General features: G+C 56.9%; 24 protein-coding genes. 20 read left to right on the top strand and 4 right to left on the bottom strand.

The window, feature by feature from the left end; genetic code table 11:
• Window positions 1-35 precede the first annotated feature (35 nt).
• The 3 genes from fadI to sixA all read left to right on the top strand — a co-directional run bounded on the left by fadI (window position 36) and on the right by sixA (window position 4,185).
• Window positions 36-1,346 (top strand): acetyl-CoA C-acyltransferase FadI, encoded by a 1,311-nt coding sequence (gene fadI / locus ABLV12_RS14445; RefSeq protein ID WP_049127944.1) that lies wholly within the window; start codon window positions 36-38, stop codon window positions 1,344-1,346.
• Window positions 1,346-3,490 carry a fatty acid oxidation complex subunit alpha FadJ gene (gene fadJ, locus ABLV12_RS14440; protein ID WP_348867126.1) on the top strand — a complete coding sequence of 715 codons (2,145 nt, stop codon included), beginning with the start codon at window positions 1,346-1,348 and terminating at the stop codon, window positions 3,488-3,490. The genes fadI and fadJ overlap by 1 nt, the downstream gene beginning before the upstream one ends.
• A gap of 209 nt (window positions 3,491-3,699) precedes the next feature.
• Complete coding sequence (gene sixA, locus ABLV12_RS14435; RefSeq protein ID WP_014230284.1) at window positions 3,700-4,185, top strand: phosphohistidine phosphatase SixA; 486 nt, start codon at window positions 3,700-3,702, stop codon at window positions 4,183-4,185.
• A gap of 20 nt (window positions 4,186-4,205) precedes the next feature.
• Here the strand turns inward: sixA and smrB are convergent, their stop codons facing one another.
• Complete coding sequence (smrB, locus tag ABLV12_RS14430; RefSeq protein WP_004104178.1) at window positions 4,206-4,757, bottom strand: endonuclease SmrB; 552 nt, start codon at window positions 4,755-4,757, stop codon at window positions 4,206-4,208.
• 167 nt (window positions 4,758-4,924) lie between these two features.
• Here smrB and prmB point away from each other — a divergent pair, with 167 nt between their 5' ends.
• The 6 genes from prmB to ABLV12_RS14400 are packed head-to-tail and all read left to right on the top strand — an operon-like array spanning window position 4,925 to window position 9,475.
• Window positions 4,925-5,857: a 50S ribosomal protein L3 N(5)-glutamine methyltransferase gene (gene prmB, locus ABLV12_RS14425; protein ID WP_024274529.1), complete on the top strand. Its 933-nt coding sequence runs from the start codon at window positions 4,925-4,927 to the stop codon at window positions 5,855-5,857.
• Between the two features lie 37 nt (window positions 5,858-5,894).
• Entirely contained in the window at window positions 5,895-6,980 is a 1,086-nt protein-coding gene (gene aroC, locus ABLV12_RS14420) for a chorismate synthase (protein ID WP_004104176.1), read from the top strand.
• Window positions 6,981-6,983: 3 nt separating this feature from the next.
• Window positions 6,984-7,808, top strand: a complete 825-nt coding sequence (mepA, locus tag ABLV12_RS14415) for a penicillin-insensitive murein endopeptidase (RefSeq protein ID WP_004104171.1) — start codon at window positions 6,984-6,986, stop codon at window positions 7,806-7,808.
• Window positions 7,808-8,617, top strand: coding sequence for a sulfite exporter TauE/SafE family protein (locus ABLV12_RS14410; RefSeq protein WP_004104169.1), 810 nt, complete (start codon window positions 7,808-7,810; stop codon window positions 8,615-8,617). The genes mepA and ABLV12_RS14410 overlap by 1 nt, the downstream gene beginning before the upstream one ends.
• A complete protein-coding gene (locus tag ABLV12_RS14405; RefSeq protein ID WP_016808406.1) occupies window positions 8,617-9,165 on the top strand; it encodes an elongation factor P hydroxylase in 549 nt (182 codons plus the stop codon). Before ABLV12_RS14410 ends, ABLV12_RS14405 begins: the two co-directional genes overlap by 1 nt.
• A 31-nt stretch (window positions 9,166-9,196) precedes the next feature.
• Entirely contained in the window at window positions 9,197-9,475 is a 279-nt protein-coding gene (locus tag ABLV12_RS14400; protein WP_348867122.1) for a YfcL family protein, read from the top strand.
• Between the two features lie 63 nt (window positions 9,476-9,538).
• On the opposite strand, the gene mnmC is transcribed toward ABLV12_RS14400, so the two are convergent.
• Window positions 9,539-11,527 carry a bifunctional tRNA (5-methylaminomethyl-2-thiouridine)(34)-methyltransferase MnmD/FAD-dependent 5-carboxymethylaminomethyl-2-thiouridine(34) oxidoreductase MnmC gene (gene mnmC, locus ABLV12_RS14395; protein WP_348867121.1) on the bottom strand — a complete coding sequence of 663 codons (1,989 nt, stop codon included), beginning with the start codon at window positions 11,525-11,527 and terminating at the stop codon, window positions 9,539-9,541.
• A 158-nt stretch (window positions 11,528-11,685) separates the two neighbouring features.
• On the opposite strand from mnmC, the gene fabB reads away from it, so the two are divergent.
• Both fabB and ABLV12_RS14385 read left to right on the top strand, forming a co-directional pair.
• Window positions 11,686-12,903: a beta-ketoacyl-ACP synthase I gene (gene fabB / locus ABLV12_RS14390; protein WP_004104161.1), complete on the top strand. Its 1,218-nt coding sequence runs from the start codon at window positions 11,686-11,688 to the stop codon at window positions 12,901-12,903.
• A 206-nt stretch (window positions 12,904-13,109) separates the two neighbouring features.
• Complete coding sequence (locus ABLV12_RS14385; protein WP_016808404.1) at window positions 13,110-14,285, top strand: MFS transporter; 1,176 nt, start codon at window positions 13,110-13,112, stop codon at window positions 14,283-14,285.
• A 38-nt stretch (window positions 14,286-14,323) separates the two neighbouring features.
• On the opposite strand, the gene flk is transcribed toward ABLV12_RS14385, so the two are convergent.
• Window positions 14,324-15,283: a flagella biosynthesis regulator Flk gene (gene flk, locus ABLV12_RS14380; RefSeq protein ID WP_064396455.1), complete on the bottom strand. Its 960-nt coding sequence runs from the start codon at window positions 15,281-15,283 to the stop codon at window positions 14,324-14,326.
• A gap of 123 nt (window positions 15,284-15,406) precedes the next feature.
• Between flk and pdxB the strand changes: the two genes are divergently transcribed.
• From pdxB to purF, 9 genes are all read left to right on the top strand, one after another.
• Window positions 15,407-16,543 (top strand): 4-phosphoerythronate dehydrogenase PdxB, encoded by a 1,137-nt coding sequence (gene pdxB / locus ABLV12_RS14375; protein WP_064396453.1) that lies wholly within the window; start codon window positions 15,407-15,409, stop codon window positions 16,541-16,543.
• Between the two features lie 63 nt (window positions 16,544-16,606).
• Window positions 16,607-17,620: an aspartate-semialdehyde dehydrogenase gene (locus tag ABLV12_RS14370; RefSeq protein ID WP_004104155.1), complete on the top strand. Its 1,014-nt coding sequence runs from the start codon at window positions 16,607-16,609 to the stop codon at window positions 17,618-17,620.
• Window positions 17,620-18,432, top strand: a complete 813-nt coding sequence (truA, locus tag ABLV12_RS14365) for a tRNA pseudouridine(38-40) synthase TruA (RefSeq protein ID WP_004104154.1) — start codon at window positions 17,620-17,622, stop codon at window positions 18,430-18,432. The genes ABLV12_RS14370 and truA overlap by 1 nt, the downstream gene beginning before the upstream one ends.
• A gap of 27 nt (window positions 18,433-18,459) precedes the next feature.
• A complete protein-coding gene (locus tag ABLV12_RS14360; protein ID WP_004104153.1) occupies window positions 18,460-19,119 on the top strand; it encodes a DedA family protein in 660 nt (219 codons plus the stop codon).
• A 194-nt stretch (window positions 19,120-19,313) separates the two neighbouring features.
• Complete coding sequence (gene accD / locus ABLV12_RS14355) at window positions 19,314-20,228, top strand: acetyl-CoA carboxylase, carboxyltransferase subunit beta (RefSeq protein WP_016808402.1); 915 nt, start codon at window positions 19,314-19,316, stop codon at window positions 20,226-20,228.
• 72 nt (window positions 20,229-20,300) lie between these two features.
• The gene (folC, locus tag ABLV12_RS14350; RefSeq protein WP_064396451.1) at window positions 20,301-21,569 is read left to right on the top strand and encodes a bifunctional tetrahydrofolate synthase/dihydrofolate synthase; all 1,269 of its coding nucleotides are present in this window, start codon (window positions 20,301-20,303) and stop codon (window positions 21,567-21,569) included.
• Window positions 21,559-22,242 (top strand): cell division protein DedD, encoded by a 684-nt coding sequence (dedD, locus tag ABLV12_RS14345; protein ID WP_004114272.1) that lies wholly within the window; start codon window positions 21,559-21,561, stop codon window positions 22,240-22,242. The genes folC and dedD overlap by 11 nt, the downstream gene beginning before the upstream one ends.
• Window positions 22,243-22,441: 199 nt before the next feature.
• Window positions 22,442-22,930, top strand: coding sequence for a colicin V production protein (gene cvpA / locus ABLV12_RS14340; protein WP_004104143.1), 489 nt, complete (start codon window positions 22,442-22,444; stop codon window positions 22,928-22,930).
• Between the two features lie 33 nt (window positions 22,931-22,963).
• Window positions 22,964-24,481 carry an amidophosphoribosyltransferase gene (purF, locus tag ABLV12_RS14335; RefSeq protein WP_004104140.1) on the top strand — a complete coding sequence of 506 codons (1,518 nt, stop codon included), beginning with the start codon at window positions 22,964-22,966 and terminating at the stop codon, window positions 24,479-24,481.
• 58 nt (window positions 24,482-24,539) lie between these two features.
• Here purF and ABLV12_RS14330 read toward each other — a convergent pair whose 3' ends face one another.
• Complete coding sequence (locus tag ABLV12_RS14330; protein ID WP_023321378.1) at window positions 24,540-26,507, bottom strand: beta-L-arabinofuranosidase domain-containing protein; 1,968 nt, start codon at window positions 26,505-26,507, stop codon at window positions 24,540-24,542.
• Window positions 26,508-26,510: the final 3 nt, after the last annotated feature.

Genomic DNA, 26,510 nt, shown 5'->3' with positions numbered 1-26,510 from the left:
GACCACTTTGTTTTATCGGTTAACAGGGGAGCGTTATGAGTCAGGCATTACCGCTAGTCACCCGTCAGGGCGATCGTATCGCCATCGTCAGCGGTTTACGTACGCCGTTTGCCCGGCAGGCGACGGCTTTCCACGGCGTTCCAGCCGTTGATTTAGGTAAGCTGGTGGTCGGCGAAATGCTGGCTCGCAGCAATATCCCCGCGGATATAATAGACCTGCTGGTATTTGGTCAGGTGGTACAGATGCCGGAAGCACCGAACATCGCGCGGGAAATTGTACTGGGTACCGGTATGAGCGTACATACTGATGCCTATAGCGTCAGTCGCGCCTGTGCGACCAGCTTTCAGGCGGTGGCCAACGTCGCGGAGAGCCTGATGGCGGGAACCATTCATGCAGGCATCGCCGGCGGGGCCGACTCCTCTTCCGTATTGCCCATTGGCGTGAGCAAAAAACTTGCCAGAACGCTTGTTGATGCCAACAAAGCCCGCACTTTGGGACAGCGCCTGAAGCTCTTTTCCCGGCTGCGTTTCCGCGATCTTCTCCCTGTGCCACCAGCTGTTGCCGAATATTCCACCGGTCTGCGGATGGGCGATACCGCTGAGCAGATGGCGAAAACGTGGGGTATCACGCGTGAGCGGCAGGATGCGCTGGCGCTTCGTTCGCACCAGCTTGCGGCGAGGGCCTGGGAGGAAGGGAAATTAACGGCAGAAGTCATGACTGCCTACACGCCGCCGTTCCTTGAACCTCTGGAACAGGATAACAACATCCGTAAGAATTCAACGCTGGCAGATTACCAAAAGTTACGTCCGGCCTTCGATCGCAAACACGGTAGCGTGACCGCCGCTAACAGTACGCCGTTAACCGATGGGGCGGCGGCGGTGATCCTGATGACCGAATCCCGGGCTAAAGCGCTTGGGTTAATACCGCTGGGCTACCTGCGCAGCTACGCTTTTACCGCGATTGATGTTCGTCAGGATATGCTGCTGGGTCCGGCGTGGTCGACGCCGCTGGCGCTGGAAAGAGCCGGGCTGACGCTGGCCGATTTAACCCTGATTGATATGCATGAAGCCTTTGCTGCGCAAACGCTGGCGAATTTGCAATGCATGGCCAGCGATCGATTTGCCCGTGAGGTGCTTGGCCGCTCTCAGGCTATCGGCGAAGTCGATGAGAGCAAATTCAACGTGCTTGGCGGTTCGATTGCCTACGGCCATCCCTTTGCCGCCACCGGCGCGCGAATGATTACCCAAACGCTGCATGAACTGCGGCGTCGCGGCGGAGGGTTTGGGCTGGTTACCGCCTGCGCGGCGGGTGGGTTGGGTTCAGCTATGGTTCTGGAGGCCGAATGATGGAAACCGTGTCGGCATTTACGCTTGAGGTTCGCCCGGACAATATCGCTGTCATCACCATTGACGCGCCAGGTGAAAAAATGAACACCCTGAAAGCTGAGTTCGCCAGCGAGGTGCGGGGAATTATCCGTCAGCTCCGCGACAATAAAGAACTGCGCGGCGCGGTATTTATTTCCGCAAAAGCGGATAACTTTATCGCCGGGGCCGATATCAACATGATTGCCCGCTGTCATTCCGCTCAGGAAGCGGAGGCGCTGGCCCGTCAGGGGCAGCAAATCATGGCCGAGATCCACGGGCTCCCCATTCCAGTGATCGCCGCAATTCACGGCGCATGCCTGGGCGGAGGCCTGGAACTGGCGCTGGCCTGCCACGGGCGGGTATGCAGCGATGATAATAAAACCCGGCTTGGCCTGCCGGAAGTTCAGTTGGGCCTGCTGCCAGGTTCTGGCGGCACCCAGCGTTTACCGCGATTAATTGGCGTCAGCAGCGCGCTGGAGATGATCCTGACCGGCAAACAGCTTCGCCCGCGCCAGGCTCTGAAGGCGGGACTGGTCGATGAAGTGGTGCCACAGACCATCCTGCTACAAACCGCAGTTGAACGGGCTCTTAAAGGTCGTCCGGCAAGCCGTACCGTTCCGGCGCGCGAACGTATTCTCGCAGGACCTCTCGCCCGCAGCCTGCTGTTTCGTCTGGTAGCGAAAAAGACGCATCACAAAACCCAGGGCAACTACCCGGCAACTGAGCGCATTCTGCAGGTGATTGAGACCGGACTGGCGCAGGGCTGCAGCAGCGGATACGCAGAAGAAGCCCGCGCTTTTGGCGAGCTGGCGATGACGCCGCAATCGCAGGCGCTACGATCGATTTTTTTCGCCAGCACCGATCTAAAAAAAGACCGCGGTGCGGATGCGCAGCCCGTCGCGCTGCGTAGCGTGGGCATTCTTGGCGGAGGACTGATGGGGGGCGGCATCGCCTACGTCACCGCATGCAAAGGAGAATTGCCGGTCCGCATTAAGGACATTCAGCCGCGCGGGATAAATCATGCATTGAAATACAGTTGGGAGCTGCTCGATAAACAGGTGCGCCGCCGCTATCTGCGCGCCAGCGAGCGCGATCGCCAGATGGGGTTGATTACCGGTTCGCTGGATTACCAGGGCTTTGCTCATCGCGATGTGGTGATCGAAGCGGTATTTGAAGATCTGGCGCTCAAGCAGAAAATGGTCAGCGAAGTGGAACAACACTGCCACCCGGAGACGATCTTTGCCTCTAATACGTCGTCTTTACCGATCGCAGAGATCGCGGCGCAAGCGAGCAGACCGCAGCGGGTTATCGGCCTGCACTTTTTCAGCCCGGTAGAAAAAATGCCGCTGGTCGAAGTGATTCCACATCGTGGTACCGATCGGCAGACTATTGCCACGGTGGTAAAGCTGGCGAAGCTGCAGGGGAAAACGCCGATTGTCGTCGCGGATAAAGCCGGATTTTATGTTAACCGAATTCTCGCGCCCTATATTAATGAAGCCATGCGCCTGTTAATAGAAGGGGAGCCGATCGATCACATTGATAAGTCGTTGGTTCAATTTGGCTTTCCGGTAGGGCCAATTCAGCTTCTTGATGAAGTGGGGATCGATACCGGCACTAAAATTATTCCCGTTCTGGAGGCGGCATGGGGAGAGCGTTTTAGCCCGCCTGCAAACATCATTAGCACAATTCTGAATGACGATCGCAAAGGGAGAAAAAATAACCGGGGTTTCTATCTTTATGCGGCAAAAGGGCGTAAAAGCAAAAAACGGCCCGACCCGGCGATTTACAACCTGCTGGGTATCGCTTCTCCACAGGCGCGCTTGTCCGCGCAGCAGGTGGCGGAACGCTGCGTCATGATGATGCTCAACGAAGCGGCGCGCTGCTTCGATGAGCAGGTTATTCGCAACGCTCGCGATGGCGATATCGGCGCCGTGTTTGGCATTGGCTTTCCGCCGTTCCTTGGTGGCCCGTTCCGCTATATGGATAGATTGGGGGCGGGGGAAGTCGCAGCGATTTTGCAGCGTCTGGCTGCTCAATACGGCCCGCGTTTTACACCATGTGACACTTTGTTACACATGGCCGAGCAGGGGGCGGCCTTTTGGCCCGCTGATGAACGTACGACCTAAGTTGTGGTCAAAGAAGGTAAATCCGTTTGTGAATGGCGCAGTGCTTTGGCGATTTTGTAAGCGATAGTTGACTATACTTACGCCATTGAGGTAAAAAACAGCGTTTCATTCGTTGAATGGATCAGGCACAATGCCCGGCCACCGGGTCACCTGCGTATCGTCTACGTGGGTAAGACCGCGGTGCTTCTGGTTAACAAAAGCGGTGCAATATGCAAGTTTTTATCATGCGTCACGGCGACGCTGCCCTCGATGCAGCCAGTGACTCGGTTCGTCCATTAACCGTCTGCGGTTGCGATGAGTCTCGTCAGATGGCAACCTGGCTGAAAGGTCAAAAAGTGGATATTGAGCGAGTTCTTGTCAGTCCCTACCTGCGTGCAGAACAGACGCTGGAAATCGTTGGGGAGTGCATGAATCTGCCAAAAGATGTCGACGTGATGCCGGAACTCACGCCGTGCGGCGATGTTGGCATGGTCAGCGCTTATCTCCAGGCGCTGGCGAATGAAGGTGTGGCGACGGCGCTGGTCGTGTCCCACCTCCCTCTGGTGGGGTACCTCGTCTCAGAGCTGTGCCCGGGGGAAACTCCCCCGATGTTCACCACTTCGGCGATTGCCTGCGTTACGCTTGATGCCAGCGGCAAAGGCGAGTTCAACTGGCAAATGAGCCCCTGCAATTTGAAGATGGCGAAAGCTATCTGATTTCCTCCGGAGCCGACGTTTTACGGAAGCTCCGGCGGTTGCCACTCTTCTACTTCAATCAGTACCAGCAGTGCGGCGTCACCGCCGTACTCTTTTGGTGCCTGATGAAACGCCATGATATGCGGGTGCTGAGCCAGCCATAGCGGCGTTTGCTGTTTGAGAATATGCTTACCATGCCCGTGCATTACGCAGGCGCAAAATACGTGCTCGCGACGGCAGGCGGCAATCAACGCCCCCAGCTCCTGCTTGGCCTGCTGCTGGGTCAAACCGTGCAGATCGAGAAACAGCTCCGGCGAATAATCACCCCGACGCAGTTTTTTCAGCTCAAAGTGGCTGACGTCCGCACGCACATACTTCACCGATCCTTCGGTATTCAGCAACGGCTGAAACTCATCAGAAAAGTAGTGGCTGTTATCGGCCTGCTCCTGGAGCAGCCGCTTGGGCGGTACTTCAGCGATTTTTTTGCGCTGCGGACGGTGAACAATGGTGTCCTGCTTAATCTGACGAGTGCCGGTCATTAGCTGCCGGAACAATGCCTGATCCTCCTCGCTTAGCGTTGTTTTCTTTTTCATTACCTGGTCTCATTTTTTCTTTGCCGGTAGTTTACCCGACTCGCCACGCATCCAGGCAAGGAAAACCTCTTTTTCCCCCTCAGCGTGACGTAAGAATGCTGATTTATCCCCGTCTTCGTGGCAAACTAGCCGCCGAATTTATAGCAGAGCGTGCCCTGGGGGATAGCGTGGATAAAATTTTTGTTGATGAAGCCGTTAATGAGCTTCATACCATTCAGGACATGCTGCGTTGGGCGGTTAGTCGCTTCAGCGCTGCAAATATCTGGTACGGACACGGTACCGACAACCCGTGGGACGAAGCGGTGCAGCTGGTGATGCCGTCGCTGTATCTGCCGCTCGATATTCCGGAAGATATGCGCACCGCGCGCCTGACTTCCAGTGAGAAACACCGCATCGTTGAGCGCGTGATTCGCCGCATTAACGAACGCATTCCGGTCGCTTATCTGACCAACAAAGCCTGGTTCTGCGGACATGAGTTTTACGTCGATGAGCGCGTGCTGGTGCCGCGCTCGCCGATTGGCGAACTCATTAATAACCATTTTTCCGGCCTGATTGACCACTATCCGCAGCACATCCTCGATATGTGCACCGGCAGCGGCTGTATCGCTATCGCCTGCGCTTACGCTTTTCCGGAAGCGGAAGTCGATGCGGTCGATATTTCCCCTGATGCGCTGGCCGTTACCGAGCAGAACGTAGAAGACCATGGCTTAATTCACCACGTGACGCCAATTCGCTCCGATCTGTTCCGCGACCTGCCGAAGGTGCAATACGATCTGATCGTCACTAATCCGCCGTACGTCGATGAAGAAGATATGTCCGACCTGCCGGGTGAATATCGTCATGAACCGGTTCTCGGCCTGGCGTCCGGTAGCGATGGCCTGAAGCTAACTCGGCGGATCCTGGCCTGCGCGCCGGATTATCTCAGCGATGACGGTATCCTGATTTGTGAAGTCGGCAACAGCATGGTACATCTGATGGAACAGTATCCTGACGTTCCATTTACCTGGCTGGAGTTTGAAAACGGCGGCGATGGCGTCTTTATGCTGACTAAACCGCAGCTGATTGCCGCCCGCGCGCATTTCGGCATCTATAAAGACTAAAACAACACGCAAACATAACGACAAGAACGGAGCCGTGATGGCAGGAAACACAATTGGACAACTCTTTCGCGTCACGACGTTTGGCGAATCGCACGGCCTGGCGCTGGGCTGTATCGTCGACGGCGTACCGCCCGGCATTCCGCTAACCGAAGCCGATCTGCAGCACGATCTCGATCGCCGACGTCCGGGAACATCGCGCTATACTACCCAGCGCCGCGAACCGGACCAGGTTAAAATCCTCTCCGGCGTATTCGAGGGGGTGACTACCGGGACCAGCATTGGTCTGCTGATTGAGAATACCGATCAGCGTTCTCAGGATTACGGCGCGATTAAAGACGTTTTCCGCCCGGGGCACGCTGACTACACCTACGAACAGAAATATGGCCTGCGCGACTATCGCGGCGGCGGTCGTTCCTCTGCCCGTGAAACCGCTATGCGCGTGGCTGCCGGAGCGATTGCCAAGAAATTCCTCGCCGCGAAATTCGGGATTGTGATTCGCGGCTGCCTGACCCAGATGGGGGATATTCCTCTGGCTATCAAAGATTGGGAACAGGTTGAACAAAACCCGTTCTTCTGTCCGGATCCAGAGAAAATTGAAGCGCTCGATGAACTGATGCGCGGCCTGAAAAAAGAGGGCGACTCCATCGGAGCGAAAGTAACCGTGGTGGCCGATGGCGTTCCGCCGGGGCTCGGTGAGCCGGTATTTGACCGCCTCGATGCGGACATTGCGCACGCGCTGATGAGCATTAATGCGGTGAAGGGCGTGGAAATTGGCGATGGTTTTGAGGTGGTGAAGCTTCGCGGCAGCGAAAACCGCGATGAAATTACCAAAGCGGGTTTCCAGAGCAACCACGCGGGCGGCATTCTCGGTGGTATCAGTAGCGGTCAGCAGATCGTGGCGAACATTGCGCTGAAGCCTACCTCCAGTATTACCGTTCCGGGACATACGATTAATCGCTCTGGCGAAGAAGTCGAGATGATCACCAAAGGGCGTCACGATCCCTGCGTTGGCATTCGTGCGGTACCGATTGCCGAAGCGATGCTGGCGATCGTGCTTATGGATCACTTTATGCGTCAGCGCGCGCAAAATGGCGACGTGACGACATCAATTCCACGCTGGTAATAGATGAAAAAAACCGTTATCGCACTGCTGGCGCTTCTCGCCAGCGGTACCAGCCTGGCGGCAACGCCGTGGCAGAAAATCACCCAGCCCATCAGCGGCAGCCCGCAGTCGATCGGTGCATTTGCCAATGGCTGCATCGTTGGCGCGCAGGCGCTGCCGTTAAACGCCACCGGCTATCAGGTGATGCGTACCGATCAGCGCCGCTACTTCGGCCATCCGGATCTCGTGCAGTTTATTCAGCGTCTAAGCAACCAGGCGTATAACAGAGGTATGGGAACGGTACTGATTGGCGATATGGGGATGCCAGCCGGGGGGCGTTTCAACGGCGGTCATGCCAGCCATCAGTCCGGGCTTGACGTCGATATTTTTCTGCAGCTTCCGCAGGCGCGCTGGAGTTCAGCTCAGCTGCTGAAGCCGCAGGCGCTGGATCTGGTGGCCCGCGATGGTCAGCGCGTCGTGCCGTCGTTGTGGAGCCCGCAAATTAGCCAGTTGATTAAGATGGCGGCGGAAGATAGCGACGTCACGCGTATTTTCGTCAACCCGGCAATTAAGCAGCAGTTGTGCCTGGATGCCGGTAACGATCGCGACTGGCTACGCAAAGTTCGCCCATGGTTCCAGCACCGGGCGCATATGCACGTGCGCCTGCGCTGTCCGGCAGGCAGCCTTGAGTGCGAAGATCAGGCTCCGCCTCCGGCCGGCGATGGCTGCGGTGCGGAATTACAAAGCTGGTTTGAACCCCCTAAACCAGGATCAACCCCACCTGTGAAGAAGACGCCGCCTCCGCTGCCCCCTTCCTGCCAGGCGCTACTGGATGAGCATGTTCTTTAATGGATAGTTTTATCGATCTTTTTATGGTATCGCCGACGGTAATGGTGGTGCTGTTTTTCGTGGCCATTCTGGCGGGATTTATTGACTCCCTGGCGGGCGGCGGCGGGCTATTAACCGTCCCGGCCCTGATGGCGGCGGGTCTTCCTCCAGCGCAGGCGCTGGCAACGAATAAGCTGCAGGCCTGCGGCGGGTCGCTGTCCGCTTCGCTTTATTTCATCCGCCGCAAGGTAGTGAATCTGGCCGACCAGAAGCTCAATATTCTGATGACCTTTCTCGGCTCGACCGGCGGCGCGCTGCTGGTCCAGCACGTCCAGTCTGATGTTCTCAAACAGATACTGCCAATCCTGGTTATCGGCATTGGCCTCTATTTTCTGCTGATGCCGAAACTCGGCGAAGAGGACCGGCAGCGACGTCTGTACGGTCTGCCGTTTGCCCTGGTGGCTGGCGGCTGCGTCGGTTTTTACGATGGTTTCTTTGGCCCGGGCGCCGGATCCTTTTACGCGCTGGCTTTCGTCACCCTGGCGGGGTTCAATCTGGCGAAATCGACCGCGCATGCAAAATTGCTTAACGCGACGTCCAACGTTGGCGGCCTGCTGCTGTTTATTATTGGCGGTAAGGTGATTTGGGCGACCGGCTTTGTGATGATGGCCGGGCAGTTTATCGGCGCTCGCGCGGGATCTCGACTGGTGCTGAGCAAAGGACAGTCACTGATTCGGCCAATGATCGTTGTGGTGTCGGCGGTGATGAGCGCGAAACTTCTTTATGATAGCCATGGACAGGAGATCCTCCGCTGGTTGGGGATGAACTAATGAACAGTACGCATAAATACGAACAGCTGATCGAAATCTTCGACGGCTGTTTTGCCGATGATTTTAATACCCGTCTGATTAAAGGCGATGACGAACCGATCTATCTTCCAGCAGATGAAGAGGTGCCCTATAACCGCATCGTCTTTGCCCACGGCTTTTATGCCAGCGCGCTGCACGAGATTTCACACTGGTGCATTGCCGGAAAGGCGCGCCGCGAGCTGGTTGATTTCGGTTACTGGTACTGCCCGGACGGGCGCGACGCGATGACACAGTCAAAATTTGAAGACGTCGAGGTGAAACCTCAGGCGTTCGACTGGCTGTTTTGCGTGGCGGCGGGATATCCGTTTAACGTCAGCTGCGACAATCTGGAAGGGGATTTTGAACCCGATCGGATCGCTTTTCAGCGGCGGGTACATGCCCAGGTCATGATCTATCTGGAGCAAGGGATCCCTGAGCGTCCCGCGCGTTTTATCAAGGCGCTGCAAGAATATTACCAAACGCCGCCTTTGACGGCAGAACAGTTCCCGTGGCCGGAAGACCTGCACTAAGGCCGCGCTTTACATAATATGAGGAAAGAAGATGATCGCGGAGTTTGAATCACGCATTCTGGCGTTAATTGACAATATGGTAGACCACGCCAGTGATGATGAACTGTTTGCCGGCGGTTATCTGCGCGGCCACCTGACGCTGGCGGTGGCCGAGCTGGAAAGAGAAGGGGAGCATACTGCGCAGGCGGTGCATGATAAAGTGACCCAAAGCCTGGAAAAAGCCATCAGCGCGGGCGAACTGTCGCCGCCGGATCAGATACTGGTGCAGGGAATGTGGGACAGTTTGTATCAGAAGGCGATGCAGGCGTAGTTCTGTAGCGCTTCCTTAAGCCGACGCCCGGCGTTCATCCCGCCGGGCACGGTTCCTCCGCTATTATTTCACCGCTCTCCCTTTCAGCAGTTTTCTTACCCATAGCCGGTTCGGATTCAGCGCAGCTAGCGTCTCTTGATCCATCGGTAATGGCTCATTGCTCATTTGCGCCGCGAGGATCTCTGCCGCGAGCGGGGCGGAGCAGAGGCCGCGCGAACCCAGCGCTCCCAGCATATAAAGATTGCGGTAAACCGGCGCTGCTCCGGCCTTATCCTGATGTTCAGCCAGCGAGGCATATTCACTTAAGGTCGCGTCATAATCAGGCACGCTGCCGACCATCGGCAAATGATCGCGCGTCGCACAGCGCACGCCGCTGCGGGACTCATTCGCGCTTACGTCAACCTCCCGCGTCCATTGCGCCTGCGGGAAACAGTCTATCAGACGCTGTCGATTCTGCTGCTGATCGTCGGCGCTAAACGCGGTATCCGTCTGTCCACGATGATAGCTGGCGCCGATGCAGTGCTGCTGGTTGTGCGGGTTTTGCGGCGTCAGGTAGCCGTTGTAGCACAGCACCTGGCGTAAAGACGATAGCCCTGGCGTTGTTGGTATATGGCTGACCTGGCCGGCGACGGGATACATCGGAAGATGCTCCGTCTGGCTGAAGCGGGTTACCTGATGGCCATTGGCCAGCACCACGACTTCATGAAACTGACGATCGTTTAATTGCCAGCCGGTATTGTCCGCGCTGATAGTCTCTACGGGATAGCGGTAGTGAACCCGTAATCCGCGAGTGGCGGCGAGCGCCAACAGTTCTGCGGTTAACTGCTGGGGGCACAGCCAGCCTCCGGCGGGATAGGTTATTCCTCCGCAGCCGGTTTCCACTCCTGCTTGTTCCGCAGCGCTCTGCGCATTAACGGGGAGAGCGATTTCCGGCGGCAGATTAAGCTCAACCATCTGGGCAATTTTATGCGCGCTTTTTTCATCCCAGCCCAGCTGCGTCACCCCGCACCAGTCATGATCGAACATGACCGGCAGATCGTCGTAGAGGCGGCGAGCGAAAGTAAATGCAGCGGGGAAAAAGCGGGCCAGGGCGGGGTCGTGCTGGCTGAGCAGCGGATAGAGCGCTCCCTGACGATTGCCGGATGCGCCTTGTGCCGGAGCGTCATCGGCGCAGTATAGTGTCATCTGCCACCCGCGCCGCAGCAGCGCCAGAGCGAGCAGGGCGCTGGCGATCCCTCCGCCAACAATCGCCGCATCGCGCTGTTCGGTGCCGCTGCGGGCAAACCACGGCGCACGCGCGGGAAAGTTGAGTCGTTGATTCATTTCCCCGATGAGCATTTCTCGCTTGCGGCCAAAGCCCTTGCGTTTCTGCATGCTGAAACCGGCTTCCTCCAGCCCGCGGCGCACAAAACCTGCGGAGGTAAAGGTGGCCAGAGTGCCGCCGGGTCTCGCCAGGCGAGCCATTGCCGCAAAGAGTTCCGCCGTCCACATGTCCGGGTTTTTGGCGGGCGCAAAGCCATCCAGAAACCAGGCGTCCACCTGCTGATTGAGCGAGTCGTCCAACTCGTTGGTCAGTTGGTTAATATCGCCAAACCATAAATCCAGCGTGACGCGGCCCTCGTCCAGCAGCAGTCGATGACAGCCGGCAAACGGCAGCGGCCAACGGGCCTGCAGCTGCTCGGCCCAGGGCGCAAGCTCCGGCCAGTGCTGGTGAGCGAGGCGCAGATCGTCCGCGCGCAGCGGGAATTTTTCGAAACTGATGAAGTGTAATCTTTGCAGGGTAGCCTGAGGGTTATCGCGGCGAAAAACGTCAAACGCCTGCCACAGCGTCAGAAAGTTAAGGCCGGTACCGAACCCGCTTTCGGCAACCACAAATAACGGACGTGAGTGTGTTGAAAAACGTTCGTTGAGCCGGTTGCCGTCGAGGAAAACGTAGCGCGTCTCTTCCAGACCGTTGTCATTGGAAAAGTAGACATCGTCGAAATCTCGGGAAACAGGTGTACCCTCAGCGTTGAATTCCAGGTTGGCAGGTTGTATGGCGTTTTGTTTCACGTAAGTTACTCGAATCACAAGGCGTAGAACGATCTTAACGATGTGTGCCTGAGGGCGCAAATTTATACACAAATTGGCTGATCGGACTTGTTCGGCGTACAAGTGTACGCTATTGTGCGACTCGAAACTTAATATAGTGCGACTTACAGAGGTATTGAATGAAACGTGCAGTGATTACTGGCCTGGGCATCGTTTCCAGTATTGGTAATAACCAGCAGGAAGTCCTGGCATCTCTGCGTGAAGGACGCTCCGGGATCACTTTCTCTGAAGAGTTTAAAGATTCGGGAATGCGCAGCCACGTATGGGGCAACGTTAAACTGGATACAACCGGTTTGATCGACCGTAAAGTGGTTCGTTTCATGAACGATGCCTCTATCTATTCCTATCTCTCCATGCAGCAGGCGATTGAAGATGCAGGCCTGAAAGATGAGGTCTATCAGCAAAACCCGCGCGTGGGCCTGATTGCCGGTTCTGGCGGTTCTTCTAAGTCTCAGGTTTTTGGCGCTGATGCCATGCGCAGCCCACGCGGCCTGAAAGCTGTAGGTCCTTATGTGGTGACCAAGGCGATGGCATCCGCGGTCTCCGCTTGCCTTGCAACACCTTTCAAAATTTACGGTGTGAACTACTCTATCAGCTCCGCCTGCGCAACGTCTGCGCACTGCATCGGTAATGCTGTGGAACAAATCCAGCTGGGCAAACAGGATATCGTGTTTGCCGGTGGCGGCGAAGAGCTGTGCTGGGAGATGGCGTGTGAGTTCGACGCGATGGGCGCGCTGTCCACCAAATATAACGAAACGCCGGATAAAGCTTCCCGTACTTATGATACCCACCGTGATGGTTTCGTTATTGCTGGCGGCGGCGGTATGGTTGTGGTTGAAGAGCTGGAACATGCTCTGGCGCGCGGCGCGCACATCTATGCTGAAATCGTTGGCTACGGCGCAACTTCCGATGGCGCAGATATGGTTGCCCCGTCCGGTGAAGGTGCGGTTCGCTGCATGAAGATGGCGATGGAAGGCGTAGATACGCCGATTGACTATCTGAACTCCCACGGTACCTCTACGCCGGTAGGCGATGTGAAAGAGCTGGGGGCGATTCGCGAAGTCTTCGGCGATAACAGCCCGGCTATCTCCGCGACCAAAGCGATGACCGGTCACTCCCTGGGCGCCGCTGGCGTACAGGAGGCTATCTACTCTCTGCTGATGCTGGAACACGGCTTTATTGCCCCGAGCATCAACATTGAAGAGATGGACGAACAGGCAGCTGGTCTGAACATTGTGACCGAGCCGACCGAGCGTGCGCTGACTACCGTAATGTCTAACAGCTTCGGCTTTGGCGGTACTAACGCCACGCTGGTGATGCGTAAATACAGCGCATAACGAGCACGCTTTGCAAGGGGAGCCTGCCGGCTCCCCTTTTTTGTATTCTTGACAGACCCCTGGGTGTAAAGGCAAACTCCTGCCACAACATTATTCTCTCAGATAATGCGTAAGCGTTTAACGTCATCCAACGCGCCTTAAACCTGATAATCAGGTGGAGAGGGCGTGGCCATCACCTCGCCTTACTCTGCGAACTGGAGTAAAGCATGTCCGCAGTCACTGAAACAAAAAAAATGCCTTCAGCGAATGGTTCGCTGTTTCGGATCACTTTCGCCGTTTTTCTTACCTATATGACCGTTGGCCTGCCGCTGCCGGTTATCCCCTTGTTCGTTCATCAGGAACTGGGCTTCGGCAACACCATGGTTGGTATCGCCGTTGGTATCCAGTTTCTGGCGACCGTATTAACCCGCGGCTATGCAGGTCGCCTGGCGGACCAGTACGGCGCGAAACGCTCTGTGCTACAGGGGATGCTGGCCTGTGCGCTGGCTGGAGGTGCCTGGCTATGCGCCGCGCTGCTGCCGGTCCCCGTAATGGCGAAGTTTGGCCTGCTGTTGCTGGGCCGTCTGATCCTGGGGTTTGGTGAAAGCCAGCTGCTCACCGGCAATTTAAGCTGGGGAATGGGGCTGGTGGGCCCGATGCGCTCAGGTAAAGTGATGTCGTGGAACGGCATGGCGATATACGGCTCGCTGGCGGCAGGAGCTCCGCTGGGGCTGCTGATCTACAGCCATTACGGCGTTGCAGCGCTGGCCGGCGTCACCATGGTGCTGCCGCTGGTGGCGTGGGCGATTAACGGCACGGTGCGTAAAATTCCCGCCCTCGGCGGCGAGCGTCCGTCGCTGTGGAGCGTGGTGGGAATGATCTGGCGGCCCGGTATTGGTCTTGGACTGCAGGGCGTCGGTTTCGCGGTGATAGGCACGTTCGTCTCCCTCTATTTCGCCAGCAACGGCTGGGCGATGGCCGGTTTTACCTTAACAGCGTTTGGTGGAGCATTTGTGCTGATGCGCGTGCTGTTTGGTTGGATGCCGGACCGCTTCGGTGGGGTGAAAGTGGCCATCGTTTCGCTGTTGATTGAGGCGGTAGGCCTGGCGCTGCTCTGGCAGGCGCCCAATGCCTGGGTCGCGCTGGCGGGCGCGGCGCTAACCGGCTGCGGTTGCTCGCTTATCTTCCCGGCGCTGGGCGTAGAGGTTGTGAAGCGGGTACCGCCGCAGGTTCGAGGAACGGCGCTTGGCGGCTACGCCGCGTTTCAGGATATCTCCTACGGCGTCACCGGCCCGCTTACCGGATTGCTTGCGACTTCTTTAGGCTATTCTTCCGTCTTCCTGGCGGCGGCAATATGCGCCGTGCTGGGGATCCTCATTACGCTGGTATCGCTGCGTAAATAGGCCTTTTGTTCGGCCCGGTATACGGGCCGAACAGGCGGTTAAATCACCAACCACAGCAAAATAAGCACCGTGAGCAGCGTCAACGCGATAGCCCAGGGCTTTTTAAACGCCAGCCACGGCGATGAAGGCGGCGCCTGAACCGGCGGGATCGCCAGCGTCTCTTGCGCTCTGGCGACCCTGAGCACGAAAATTTTGTTCAGCAGCGTCAGCAGCTGGGCTGCGCTTAGCGGCGTTTGCGCCGTTGCGTGCCAGCTGGTTTGCGCAAAATCCATCACTCTTTGCCACTCCGCGGCTTCAAGCGGCTGCTTCAAGGCGGCCTGCAATGACATCAGCGTCGGCGTAGCCTGCGTGCTGAGCGTTTGCCGCGCATGGAGCCAGTAAGAGAGGGGAGTAAAGTGGGTCGCCGGGATCAGTTCCCCGCTTTTGACGCCGCTTAGCTCCAGCATCGACTGCCAGATGAGCTTGCTGGACTCCCCGGTAGCTGCTGCCAGTTTGGTCACCTGTTGATTGAGCGTATTGTGCTCCGCTGGCAGCAGTGGACGATGGGTTGGCGGACGCTGCTGCGGCTGAGGAATCGAGAGCTGGCCGCTTTGCAGCAGTTGCAAAACGTTCTCCAGCTGCGGCTGGGTGAGCGCATGCAGCGCGGTTTGACCGTCATGCTGACGAATATAATCGCTGACCGCCTGACGATTATTACCCTGGTTCAGCAGTTCGCTCAGCTGCGCCAGGATTTGCCGGCGGTGGTGATTCTGTTGGGCAAGGATTAAGCGCTGGTTCAGGCTGTGTTCGGCGGCCGCAAAATGGCTTGCCAACAGCGGGGCGTCGTTTTTCAGGCTCAGATCGTGCTTTACGCAGGCCCACACTTCCGCACTTTGCTGCGATGTTAACGCCACCAGGCGCGTAATGAGCCGCTCAAGCGCGGTGCGCTGCTGGGTCGTGAGCGGAGGTTCGCCTGTCCCCGGAGGGCGATCGGACATACCTGAAACGGGATGCGTCATGATTAATCCTTTGCGTAGTGCTGTACTAAATTACTGTACTCAGGGCCGGGTGGTGATGTTCCTGGCGGGCAGATTATGGCACACTTCCCCGGTTTACTCTCGCTCTCAGACAGGTACTGAACCGTGAAAATCCTCGTTGATGAAAATATGCCCTATGCGCGTGAGCTTTTTAGCCGCCTGGGGGAAGTGAAGGCCGTTGCGGGTCGTCCCGTTCCGGTCGAAGCGCTCAATGACGCTGATGCGCTGATGGTGCGATCCGTCACCAAAGTTAACGAAGCGCTGCTCTCCGGCAAGGCTATCAAATTTGTTGGCACCGCAACGGCAGGCACCGACCATGTCGATCAGGCGTGGCTGCAGCGGGCGGGAATCGGTTTTTCCGCGGCGCCGGGCTGTAACGCTATCGCGGTGGTGGAATATGTCTTTTCAGCGCTGCTCATGCTGGCTGAACGCGATGGCTTTGCGCTGCGCGACCGTACCGTCGGGATCGTAGGCGTCGGCAACGTGGGCGGGCGCCTGTACAAACGTCTCGAGGCGCTGGGAATTAAAACGCTGCTTTGCGATCCCCCGCGCGCCGATCGCGGCGATGAGGGCGACTTCCGTCCTCTTGACGAGCTGGTGCAGGCAGCCGACATTCTGACTTTCCATACGCCGCTCTATAAGGAAGGGCAGTACAAAACGCTGCACCTGGCGGATGAGGCGCTGATTCGCCGCCTGAAGCCGGGGACGATATTAATCAACGCCTGCCGTGGGGCAGTGGTGGATAACGCTGCGCTGCTTAAACGACTACAGGAAAATCAGCCGTTAAGCGTGGTGCTGGATGTCTGGGAGCCGGAGCCGGACCTGAATATCGAGCTGCTCAAGCGGGTGGATATTGGTACGCCGCATATTGCCGGCTACACCCTTGAAGGAAAAGCGCGCGGTACGACCCAGGTTTTTGAGGCCTACAGCGCGTTTATTGGCCACCCGCAGCAGGTGGCGCTGGACACGCTGCTACCGGCGCCGGAGTTTGGCCGCATTACGCTGCACGGGCCGCTCGATCAGGCAACGCTAAAACGGCTGGCGCATTTGGTGTATGATGTGCGCCGCGATGATGCGCCGCTGCGAAAAGTCGCGGGCGTTGCGGGCGAGTTCGATAAGCTGCGCAAGAATTACCAAGAACGTCGCGAATGGTCTTCGCTGTACGTGCAGTGTAGTGATGCCCAGGCGGCGACGCTGCTGCGCCAGCTTGGCTTTAACGCCGTACATCATCCTGTTCGTTAATATCATCTTAATGCTCCTGCTGGATAATCCGGCAGGGCCGCTTTTTTTCTGGAGTACACCACCATGTCTGAAGGCTGGAATATTGCCATACTGGGCGCAACGGGCGCCGTAGGCGAAGCCCTGCTCGAAACTCTTGCCGATCGTCAGTTCCCGGTGGGGGATATTTATGCCCTTGCGCGTAGCGACAGCGCCGGTGAACATCTGCGTTTTGCGGGCAAGTCGGTTCTCGTTCAGGATGCGGCGGAGTTCGACTGGACCCAGGCCCAGCTGGCATTTTTTGCCGCGGGTGTAGAAGCGACCGCAGCGTATGTCGAAGAGGCCACGAACGCGGGCTGCCTGGTGATTGACTTAAGCGGTCTGTTTGCTCTGGAGCCGGATGTGCCGCTGGTGGTGCCGGATGTTAACCCGTTCGTACTGGCGGATTACCGCAACCGCAACGTTATCGCGGTAGCGAATAGCCTGACAAGCCAGCTGCTGTCGGCGTTAAAACCGTTGATCGATCAGGGCGGCCTGTCGCGTATAAGCGTAACCAGCCTGCTTTCTGCTTCCGCTCACGGTAAAAAAGCGGTTGATGCGCTGGCGGGCCAGAGCGCTAAATTACTCAACGGTATGCCAATCGATGACGATGATTTCTTCGGCCGCCAGCTGGCGTTCAATATGCTGCCGCTGCTGCCCGATCGTGAAGGAAGCGTGCGCGAAGAGCGGCGTATCGTCGATGAAGCCCGCAAGATACTGCAGGATGACGGTCTGATGATCTCTGCTAACGTCGTGCAGTCGCCGGTGTTCTATGGCCACGCGCAGATGGTGAGCTTTGAAGCGCAGCGTCCACTGGCGGCCGAAGAGGCGCGCGATGCCTTTAGCCGCGGGGAAGATATCGAGCTGTCCGAAGAGGGCGAATTCCCGACGCAGGTCGGGGATGCTTCCGGCAACGCCCGCCTTTCCGTCGGCTGCGTGCATAACGACTATGGTATGCCTGAACAGGTGCAGTTCTGGTCAGTCGCCGATAACGTTCGTTTTGGCGGCGCGCTGATGGCGGTGAAAATCGCTGAGAAGCTGGTTCAGGAGTATTTGTACTGATGTCTGAGATGGAGCAGCCGCCGGTCTACAAAATCGCGCTGGGCATCGAATACGATGGCAGCAAGTACTACGGCTGGCAGCGGCAGAACGAAGTCCGCAGCGTACAGGAGAAGCTGGAAAAGGCGCTCTCGCAGGTAGCGAACGAGCCTGTTAACGTTTTTTGCGCGGGCCGTACGGATGCCGGCGTTCACGGAACCGGCCAGGTCGTGCATTTTGAAACGCGCTCGCAGCGTCAGGATGCCGCATGGACCCTGGGCGTCAATGCCAATTTACCCGGCGATATCGCGGTTCGCTGGGTGAAGCGGGTTCCTGAGGATTTTCACGCCCGCTTCAGCGCCACCGCGCGCCGCTATCGTTATGTTATCTATAATCATCGTCTGCGGCCGGCGGTATTGAGCCGCGGCGTAACCCATTATTATCACCCGCTGGATGCAGAACGGATGCAGCGCGCCGCTCAGTGCCTGCTGGGAGAGAATGATTTCACCTCGTTTCGTGCGGTGCAGTGCCAGTCGCGCACGCCGTGGCGGAACGTGATGCACATTAACGTCACTCGTTATGGTGCATATGTGGTGGTGGACATCAAAGCGAATGCCTTTGTACATCATATGGTAAGGAATATTGTCGGCAGTCTGATGGAAGTAGGTGCCGGTAACCAGCCAGAGAGCTGGATTGCAGAACTTCTGGCGGCAAAAGACAGGACGCTTGCCGCCGCAACGGCAAAGGCGGAAGGATTGTATCTGGTGGCGGTGGATTACCCGGCGCGCTACGACCTCCCTGTCATGCCGATGGGCCCGCTGTTTTTGGCGGACTAACCTGGTCATTAAGGGCTAACGCAAATTATGGATCTGATTCACTTTTTAATCGATTTTATCCTGCACATTGATGTGCATCTGGCTGAGCTGGTCGCGGAGTACGGTATTTGGGTATACGCGATTTTGTTTTTGATTCTGTTCTGCGAAACCGGCCTGGTGGTCACGCCGTTTCTGCCGGGGGATTCTCTGCTGTTTGTGGCAGGAGCGCTCTCCGCGCTGCCGACTAACGATCTCAACGTGCATTTAATGGTGCTGCTGATGGTCATTGCGGCGATTGTTGGCGATGCGCTGAACTACACGATTGGCCGGCTGTTCGGTGAAAAGCTTTTCAGCAACCCCGATTCGAAAATTTTCCGCCGCAGCTATCTGGATAAGACCCATAGCTTCTACGAACGCCACGGCGGCAAAACCATCATCCTGGCCCGTTTCGTGCCGATTGTCAGAACGTTTGCGCCGTTTGTTGCGGGAATGGGGCATATGTCCTATCGTCATTTTGCGATGTATAACGTCGTTGGCGCGCTGCTTTGGGTACTGTTATTTACCTATGCGGGTTATCTGTTTGGCGATTTGCCGATCGTACAGGAAAACCTTAAGCTGCTGATCGTCGCGATTATTGTTCTGTCCGTACTGCCTGGCGTCATTGAAGTCATCCGCCACAAGCGGGCGGCGGCGAAACAGGCGAAATAACGCGGCGACGATCTTCGGACGGTATGCCGCCGTCCGAAGAGTGAAGTGTGAGCGGTTCGACCACTTTTTTATCCCATGTTACGGGATGTTATGATTTAATGTGCAACATTCATGGTCTGTGAGGGGCAAAAATGGCATTATGCGCCCCTTGCGACAAAACTGGCATCGACCAGGTTCAGGTAGAAAGGTTATCAATGAGCTGGATTGAACGAATTAAAAGCAATATAACCCCCACCCGTAAGGCAAGTATCCCTGAAGGTGTATGGACCAAGTGCGACAGCTGCGGTCAGGTATTGTACCGCGCAGAGCTGGAGCGCAACCTGGAGGTTTGCCCTAAGTGCGATCACCACATGCGTATGTCGGCGCGCAACCGCCTGCATAGCTTGCTGGACGAAGGTTCCCTCGTGGAGCTGGGAAGCGAGCTCGAGCCGAAAGATGTGCTGAAGTTCCGCGATTCGAAAAAGTATAAAGACCGTCTGGCCTCAGCCCAGAAAGAGACTGGCGAAAAAGACGCGCTGGTGGTCATGAAAGGCACTCTGCATGCTATGCCGGTTGTTGCCGCAGCTTTCGAATTCTCCTTTATGGGCGGGTCAATGGGCTCTGTGGTCGGCGCGCGCTTTGTCCGCGCGGTTGAGCAGGCTCTGGAAGACAACTGCCCGCTGATTTGCTTCTCCGCATCCGGCGGCGCGCGTATGCAGGAAGCGCTGATGTCGCTGATGCAGATGGCGAAAACCTCCGCTGCGCTGGCGAAAATGCAGGAGCGCGGATTGCCGTATATCTCCGTGCTGACTGACCCCACCATGGGTGGTGTCTCAGCGAGCTTTGCGATGCTGGGCGATCTGAATATCGCCGAGCCGAAAGCGCTGATCGGCTTTGCCGGTCCCCGCGTTATCGAGCAGACCGTTCGCGAGAAGCTGCCGGCAGGATTCCAGCGCAGTGAGTTCCTGATTGAGAAAGGGGCGATCGACATGATCGTACGCCGCCCGGAAATGCGCCTGAAGCTGGCCAGTATTCTGGCGAAGCTAATGAATCTTCCGGCGCCAAATCCGGAACCCGCTCACGAAGGTGAGGTGGTGCCACCGGTGCCGGATCAGGAACCAGAGGCCTGATAATGCAGAGGGCAGGCCTGACGGCGCTGCCCTTTTTTATACGCGTAGTTATCCTAACTCTTGCCGGACATCATGGAAAAACAACCTATTCCTCAGGCCACGTCGCCCCTGGCTACGTGGCTTTCTTATCTGGAACATCTGCACAGCAAAACTATCGATCTTGGGCTGGCGCGCGTCAGCGAGGTCGCGCAGCGGATGGCGGTAATAAAACCTGCGCCGTTTGTCTTTACGGTCGCGGGGACCAACGGCAAAGGCACCACCTGCCGTACCCTGGAATCGGTGCTGATGGCGGCGGGCTACAAGGTTGGCGTATACAGTTCGCCGCATCTGGTGCGCTACACCGAGCGGGTGCGCGTGCAGGGCGAAGAGCTGCCGGAACTCGCGCATACGACTTCTTTTGCCGAAATTGAAGCCGCGCGCGGCGAGATTTCCCTGAGCTATTTCGAGTTCGGTACTCTCTCTGCGCTGTGGTTGTTTCAGCAGGCGCGACTGGATGTGGTGATTCTTGAGGTGGGCCTGGGCGGCCGCCTTGATGCTACCAATATCGTCGATGCTGACGTGGCGGTGGTCACCAGTATTGCCCTCGATCATACTGACTGGCTGGGGCCCGATCGCGAAAGTATCGGTCGTGAAAAGGCGGGGATTTTCCGCTCAGGCAAACCGGCCATTGTCGGCGAACCCGATATGCCGTTGACCATCGCAGAGGTGGCGAGCGAAAAAGGGGCGCAGCTCCTGCGCCGTGGCGTTGACTGGCAGTACGACGCTAGTCAACAAGGCTGGTCCTTCCGCGATCGGCTGGGGACGTTAAACGATCTGCCGCTGCCGCAGGTACCGCTGCCGAATGCGGCAACCGCGCTCGCGGCCCTGCGCGCCAGCGGGCTTAAGGTGAAGGAGCAGGCGATGCGCGACGGCATTCAAAACGCGATGCTGCCTGGGCGTTTCCAGATAATCAGCGAAGCGCCGCGGACGATCCTTGACGTTGCTCATAACCCGCACGCGGCGGCCTATCTCGCCGGGCGTCTCAAAACCTTATCGAAAACGGGGCGCGTACTGGCGGTTGTTGGTATGCTGCATGATAAGGATATCGCAGGTACGCTGGCGAATTTGCAGGCGGAAGTTGACGACTGGTACTGCGCGCCGCTGGAAGGACCGCGCGGAGCCACGGCGGAGCAGCTGCTGGAACATTTACGCGCAGGTAAAGTCTATACCAGCGTTGCGAAAGCGTGGCATGCGGCGATGGCGGATGCCAGACCTGAAGATACGGTGCTGGTCTGTGGTTCATTCCACACGGTGGCGCATGTAATGGAAGAAATAGACGCGGGGAGAACCGGTGGCAAGTAAGTTTCAGAACCGTTTAGTCGGGACGATTGTGCTGGTAGCGCTGGGGGTGATTATCCTGCCAGGGCTACTGGATGGTCAGAAAAAACATTATCAGGATGAGTTTGCCGCCATTCCGCTGGTGCCCAAACCAGGGGACCGCGATGAGCCGGATATGCTGCCAGCGGCGACTCAGGCGCTGCCTTCGCAGCCTCCGGAAGGGGCGGCGGAAGAGGTGAGAGCCGGTGACGCCGCGGCGCCATCGTTGGATCCGTCGCGCATACCGGTGAACAACAACAGTTTTGATGTGGTTCAGGAGCCGGTTGTCGCGCCAAAACCGCAGGCGCAGCCGAAACCTCAGCCGAAGCCGGTAGAGAAACCACAGCAGCAGCAGGTTGCGGCGCAGACGCCGCCGCCTAAGCCACAGCAGCAGGCTGAAATCCCTGCGCCGACCGGTAAAGCATACGTAGTGCAGCTGGGCGCGCTAAAGAACGCCGATAAGGTCAACGAAATTGTGGGCAAGCTGCGCGCTTCCGGTTTTAAGGTTTACACATCGCCTTCGACACCGGTGCAGGGTAAAATTACCCGTATTCTTGTGGGGCCGGATACCTCAAAGGATAAGCTTAAAGGCCAGCTTGGAGAACTGAAGCAGCTTTCAGGACTCAGCGGCGTGGTCATGGGCTACAGCCCGAACTAACTCTCTCTTTTTTAAAAGAGTAGCGAGCTGAAACCCCTGTCTGACGTGCCCTGAAGAGGCGAAAGGCAGTATGGCGTTGAATGTTTTTTCAGCGCCATTTTTATTTATGTAGGGCACGGAAATCCCTACGCAAACGTTTTCTTTTTCTGTTAGAATGCGCCCCGAACCGGACGACAGGGCGTAAAATCGTGGGACGTATATGGTCTGGATTGATTACGCCATAATTGCGGTGATTGGTTTTTCCTCACTGGTTAGCCTGATCCGCGGCTTTGTTCGTGAAGCTTTATCGCTGGTAACCTGGGGATGTGCTTTCTTTGTTGCCAGTCATTACTACACTTACCTGGCTGTCTGGTTCACGGGCTTTGAAGACGAACTGGTCCGAAATGGGATTGCTATCGCGATACTGTTTATCGCAACGCTTATCGTCGGCGCTATCGTAAACTTTGTGATAGGTCAGCTGGTGGAGAAAACCGGCCTGTCGGGTACCGACAGGGTCTTAGGGATCTGCTTTGGCGCCCTGCGCGGTGTGCTAATCGTCTCAGCGATTCTGTTCTTTCTCGATAGCTTTACCGGTATGGCGAAAAGCGAAGACTGGCAAAAGTCTGAGCTTATCCCGCAGTTCAGTTTCGTTATCAGATGGTTCTTTGACTATCTGCAGAGCTCGTCAAGTTTCTTGCCCAAAGCATAAGCGTTGGGATGTAGCTTAACGAGGAAAAGACGTATGTGCGGTATTGTCGGTATCGCCGGTGTCATGCCGGTAAACCAGTCGATTTATGACGCGTTAACGGTGCTTCAGCATCGTGGCCAGGATGCCGCAGGCATCATCACCATTGATGCGAACAATTGTTTCCGTTTGCGTAAGGCGAACGGACTGGTGAGCGATGTTTTTGAAGCTCGCCATATGCAGCGTATGCAGGGCAATATGGGGATTGGTCACGTTCGTTACCCGACGGCTGGCAGCTCCAGCGCCTCTGAGGCTCAGCCTTTCTACGTCAACTCACCGTATGGTATTACGTTGGCGCACAACGGTAACCTGACCAACGCTCACGAGCTGCGTAAAAAGCTGTTTGAAGAAAAACGCCGCCACATCAACACCACCTCCGATTCCGAAATCCTGCTCAATATCTTTGCCAGCGAGCTGGACAACTTCCGCCACTACCCGCTGGAAGCCGACAATATTTTTGCGGCGATTGCCGCCACCAACCGCCAGATTCGCGGCGCTTACGCCTGCGTGGCGATGATTATCGGTCACGGCATGGTGGCCTTCCGCGACCCGAACGGCATCCGTCCGCTGGTGCTGGGCAAGCGCGATATTGGCGATGGCCGTACCGAGTATATGGTCGCTTCGGAAAGCGTGGCGCTCGATACGCTGGGCTTTGAGTTCCTGCGCGACGTGGCGCCTGGCGAAGCGGTGTATATCACCGAAAAAGGCCAGCTGTTTACTCGCCAGTGCGCGGAAAACCCGGTCAGCAACCCGTGCCTGTTCGAGTACGTGTACTTTGCGCGTCCGGACTCCTTCATCGACAAAATTTCCGTTTACAGCGCCCGCGTCAATATGGGCACGAAGCTGGGCGAGAAAATTGCCCGCGAGTGGGAAGATCTGGATATCGATGTGGTCATTCCCATTCCGGAAACCTCCTGCGATATCGCACTGGAAATCGCCCGCATCCTCGACAAGCCGTACCGTCAGGGGTTTGTTAAAAACCGCTACGTAGGCCGAACCTTCATCATGCCGGGCCAGCAGCTGCGCCGGAAATCGGTGCGGCGTAAGCTTAACGCCAACCGCGCCGAGTTCCGCGATAAGAACGTGCTGTTGGTGGATGATTCCATCGTGCGCGGCACCACCTCTGAGCAAATTATTGAGATGGCGCGCGAAGCCGGGGCGAAGAAAGTCTACCTGGCTTCCGCTGCGCCGGAAATTCGTTTCCCGAACGTGTATGGCATCGATATGCCGACCGCCAATGAGCTGATTGCTCACGGGCGTGAAGTGGATGAGATTCGCCAGATCATCGGTGCGGATGGCCTGATTTTCCAGGATCTGGACGATCTGATTGACGCGGTGCGTGCTGAGAATCCAGATATCCAGCAGTTTGAATGTTCGGTCTTCAACGGTATCTACGTCACTAAAGATGTTGATCAGACCTATCTGGATTTCCTTGACTCTCTGCGCAACGACGACGCAAAAGCGGTTCAGCTGCAGAACGAAGTGGAAAACCTGGAGATGCACAACGAAGGGTAATGCCTTGATTCACTGGAAGCCCGCGGTCCGGAGACTGCGGGCTTTTTGTTTTTAGAGGTCAGGCCTCGTTGATCCAAATTCGCATTTCGCCTTCGCCACGATTGGCCCAGCTAAACCATGGAATAAAGGTTAAGGTCTGTTTCTCTACCGCCGTCTGGCGATGGTCGAAGCTGTAGAGCGGTTTATCCTCCTGGGCGGTCAGTACCCGAAGCCCCTCCGCCTGCAGCACGATTTTTCCTTCTAGCACCCCGGTCCCTGGAATCTCGCGTATCTGACTCGCTTTGGGTAGCGACAGGTTGTGCAGTTCGGCGCCGTTATCAACCTCTTCCAGGCAGTAAACCAGCGGTCCGCGCTGAATGGCGACTTTACCGGCGTTATGGCGAACCAGCGGGTTGGCGTAGACCCGGCGGAGGGTCATCGGCAGGCGCAGCGTAATGATATCCCCCTGCTGCCATTGGCGCGTAATATGCATATAGCCTTTCAGTTGTTCGCCCTGCGCGGCTTCGCCGTTGATGAGCACCTGCGGCGCTTCACACCATTCCGGCAGGCGCAGCGCCAGCGTATGCTGAACGGCCTGCGGGTGGCTGAAAGTGATGTTGACCTCCTCATCCCATGGATAGTTACCGCTGATTTTTAGCGCCAGCGGCTGGTCATTAATGGTGAACTGCGCTTCGCTTCCGGCGTAGAAATTGATAAACAGCGCATCCCGGCGCGGCGTGAACAGGTAGTGCCCGATAGCCACCAACGTGCGGGCGATATTTGGCGGGCAGCAGGCGCAGCCAAACCAGCGCTGGCGAACCGGTTTGATATGGTCGTAAATATGGTTATGCGGAATGCTTTTCGGATAGGTTTCCAGCGGGTTAACATAAAAGAAGTGTTTACCGTCCAGCGCCATCCCGCCGAGTACCGTATTGTAAAAAGCGCGTTCCATCACGTCGGCATAGTGCGCATCGCCTTCCATTTCCAGCATCCGACGGGCGAACATCATCAGGCCAATTGAAGCGCAGCTTTCACCGTAGGCGGTATCGTTGGGCAGATCGTAGTCGCTGGTAAAAGCTTCGCCGATCCCCTGAGAGCCGATTCCTCCGGTGATATACATCCGACGCTGCACCATGTTGTTCCAGATCCGCAGGCAGGTCTGACGTTTCTCTTCGTCATTTGTCATACGGGCGATATGCGCCAGGCCGGTCATCAGATAGACCGAACGTACGGCGTGGCCGACCGCTTCGTTCTGTTCAGCGAGCGGTTTGTGCGCATGGGTGTAAGTTTTGTCTTTGATCATTCCTGGCCAGGCGTCGCCCCAACCGATCCAGTGCCGGGTACCGCCGCGTTTTTCGAACTCGATATCGTAATAGTAGGGCTGCTTCCCACGTTCTTCGACGAAGAAGCAGGCCAACGCCTGATAGCGAGGTTCCCGGGTGACTTCATACAGGCGCATCAGCGCCAGTTCGATTTCCGGATGTCCCGGATAGCCGCGAAGCTGTCCGGGGTTAGGCCCGAAGACGGTATCAATGTGGTCGGCAAAGCGGCAGGAAATTTCCAACAGACGACGTTTACCGGTGGCGCGATAAAAAGCGACAGCTGCTTCAAAAAGATGCCCGGCACAGTACAGTTCATGACACTCTGCCAGGTTAGTCCAGCGCTGACCCGGTTCTTTTACGGTATACCAGGTATTGAGATAGCCGTCTTCACACTGCGCTTGCGCCAGCAGTTCGATCGCTTCGTCAGCGGTTTGTTCGAGCGTCGCGTCAGGTTTTTGGCTTAACGACCAGGCGACCGCCTCAAGCCATTTGGTGACGTCGCTATCCTGAAAAACCATTCCGTAAAATTGGCCATCCTCTTGTCCCGCGGCAATGCGGTAGTTGGCCAGCGCGTGGCTGGGCTCCGCATCGGGAATATTGTCGTTCAGCGCTTCCCACTGATAAGGAATGACGACATCACGAATCAAACGCTGATACTCTCCCAGGAAAGGATCGGTAACGGTAATTCGGTTCAGGTCGGCTTCAATTACATCGGACTGCATCATGTT

The organism is Klebsiella sp. CN_Kp100 (assembly GCF_040065315.1).
Classification (GTDB): Bacteria; Pseudomonadota; Gammaproteobacteria; order Enterobacterales; family Enterobacteriaceae; genus Klebsiella; species Klebsiella oxytoca.
Note: the sequence above shows the minus strand (reverse complement) of the source record. Positions and strands in the feature narration are given on the sequence as shown.

Excerpts from the sequence above, each read along its gene's own strand:
- truA (WP_004104154.1), top strand. The coding sequence starts at position 17,620 with ATGTCTGAGATGGAGCAGCCGCCGGTCTACAAAATCGCGCTGGGCATC.
- flk (WP_064396455.1), bottom strand. The coding sequence starts at position 15,283 with ATGACGCATCCCGTTTCAGGTATGTCCGATCGCCCTCCGGGGACAGGC.
- smrB (WP_004104178.1), bottom strand. The coding sequence starts at position 4,757 with ATGAAAAAGAAAACAACGCTAAGCGAGGAGGATCAGGCATTGTTCCGG.
- cvpA (WP_004104143.1), top strand. The coding sequence starts at position 22,442 with ATGGTCTGGATTGATTACGCCATAATTGCGGTGATTGGTTTTTCCTCA.
- ABLV12_RS14400 (WP_348867122.1), top strand. The coding sequence starts at position 9,197 with ATGATCGCGGAGTTTGAATCACGCATTCTGGCGTTAATTGACAATATG.
- sixA (WP_014230284.1), top strand. The coding sequence starts at position 3,700 with ATGCAAGTTTTTATCATGCGTCACGGCGACGCTGCCCTCGATGCAGCC.
- fadJ (WP_348867126.1), top strand. The coding sequence starts at position 1,346 with ATGGAAACCGTGTCGGCATTTACGCTTGAGGTTCGCCCGGACAATATC.
- ABLV12_RS14330 (WP_023321378.1), bottom strand. The coding sequence starts at position 26,507 with ATGATGCAGTCCGATGTAATTGAAGCCGACCTGAACCGAATTACCGTT.
- fadI (WP_049127944.1), top strand. The coding sequence starts at position 36 with ATGAGTCAGGCATTACCGCTAGTCACCCGTCAGGGCGATCGTATCGCC.
- ABLV12_RS14410 (WP_004104169.1), top strand. The coding sequence starts at position 7,808 with ATGGATAGTTTTATCGATCTTTTTATGGTATCGCCGACGGTAATGGTG.
- mepA (WP_004104171.1), top strand. The coding sequence starts at position 6,984 with ATGAAAAAAACCGTTATCGCACTGCTGGCGCTTCTCGCCAGCGGTACC.
- ABLV12_RS14370 (WP_004104155.1), top strand. The coding sequence starts at position 16,607 with ATGTCTGAAGGCTGGAATATTGCCATACTGGGCGCAACGGGCGCCGTA.
- purF (WP_004104140.1), top strand. The coding sequence starts at position 22,964 with ATGTGCGGTATTGTCGGTATCGCCGGTGTCATGCCGGTAAACCAGTCG.
- aroC (WP_004104176.1), top strand. The coding sequence starts at position 5,895 with ATGGCAGGAAACACAATTGGACAACTCTTTCGCGTCACGACGTTTGGC.
- ABLV12_RS14360 (WP_004104153.1), top strand. The coding sequence starts at position 18,460 with ATGGATCTGATTCACTTTTTAATCGATTTTATCCTGCACATTGATGTG.
- ABLV12_RS14405 (WP_016808406.1), top strand. The coding sequence starts at position 8,617 with ATGAACAGTACGCATAAATACGAACAGCTGATCGAAATCTTCGACGGC.
- folC (WP_064396451.1), top strand. The coding sequence starts at position 20,301 with ATGGAAAAACAACCTATTCCTCAGGCCACGTCGCCCCTGGCTACGTGG.
- ABLV12_RS14385 (WP_016808404.1), top strand. The coding sequence starts at position 13,110 with ATGTCCGCAGTCACTGAAACAAAAAAAATGCCTTCAGCGAATGGTTCG.
- fabB (WP_004104161.1), top strand. The coding sequence starts at position 11,686 with ATGAAACGTGCAGTGATTACTGGCCTGGGCATCGTTTCCAGTATTGGT.
- accD (WP_016808402.1), top strand. The coding sequence starts at position 19,314 with ATGAGCTGGATTGAACGAATTAAAAGCAATATAACCCCCACCCGTAAG.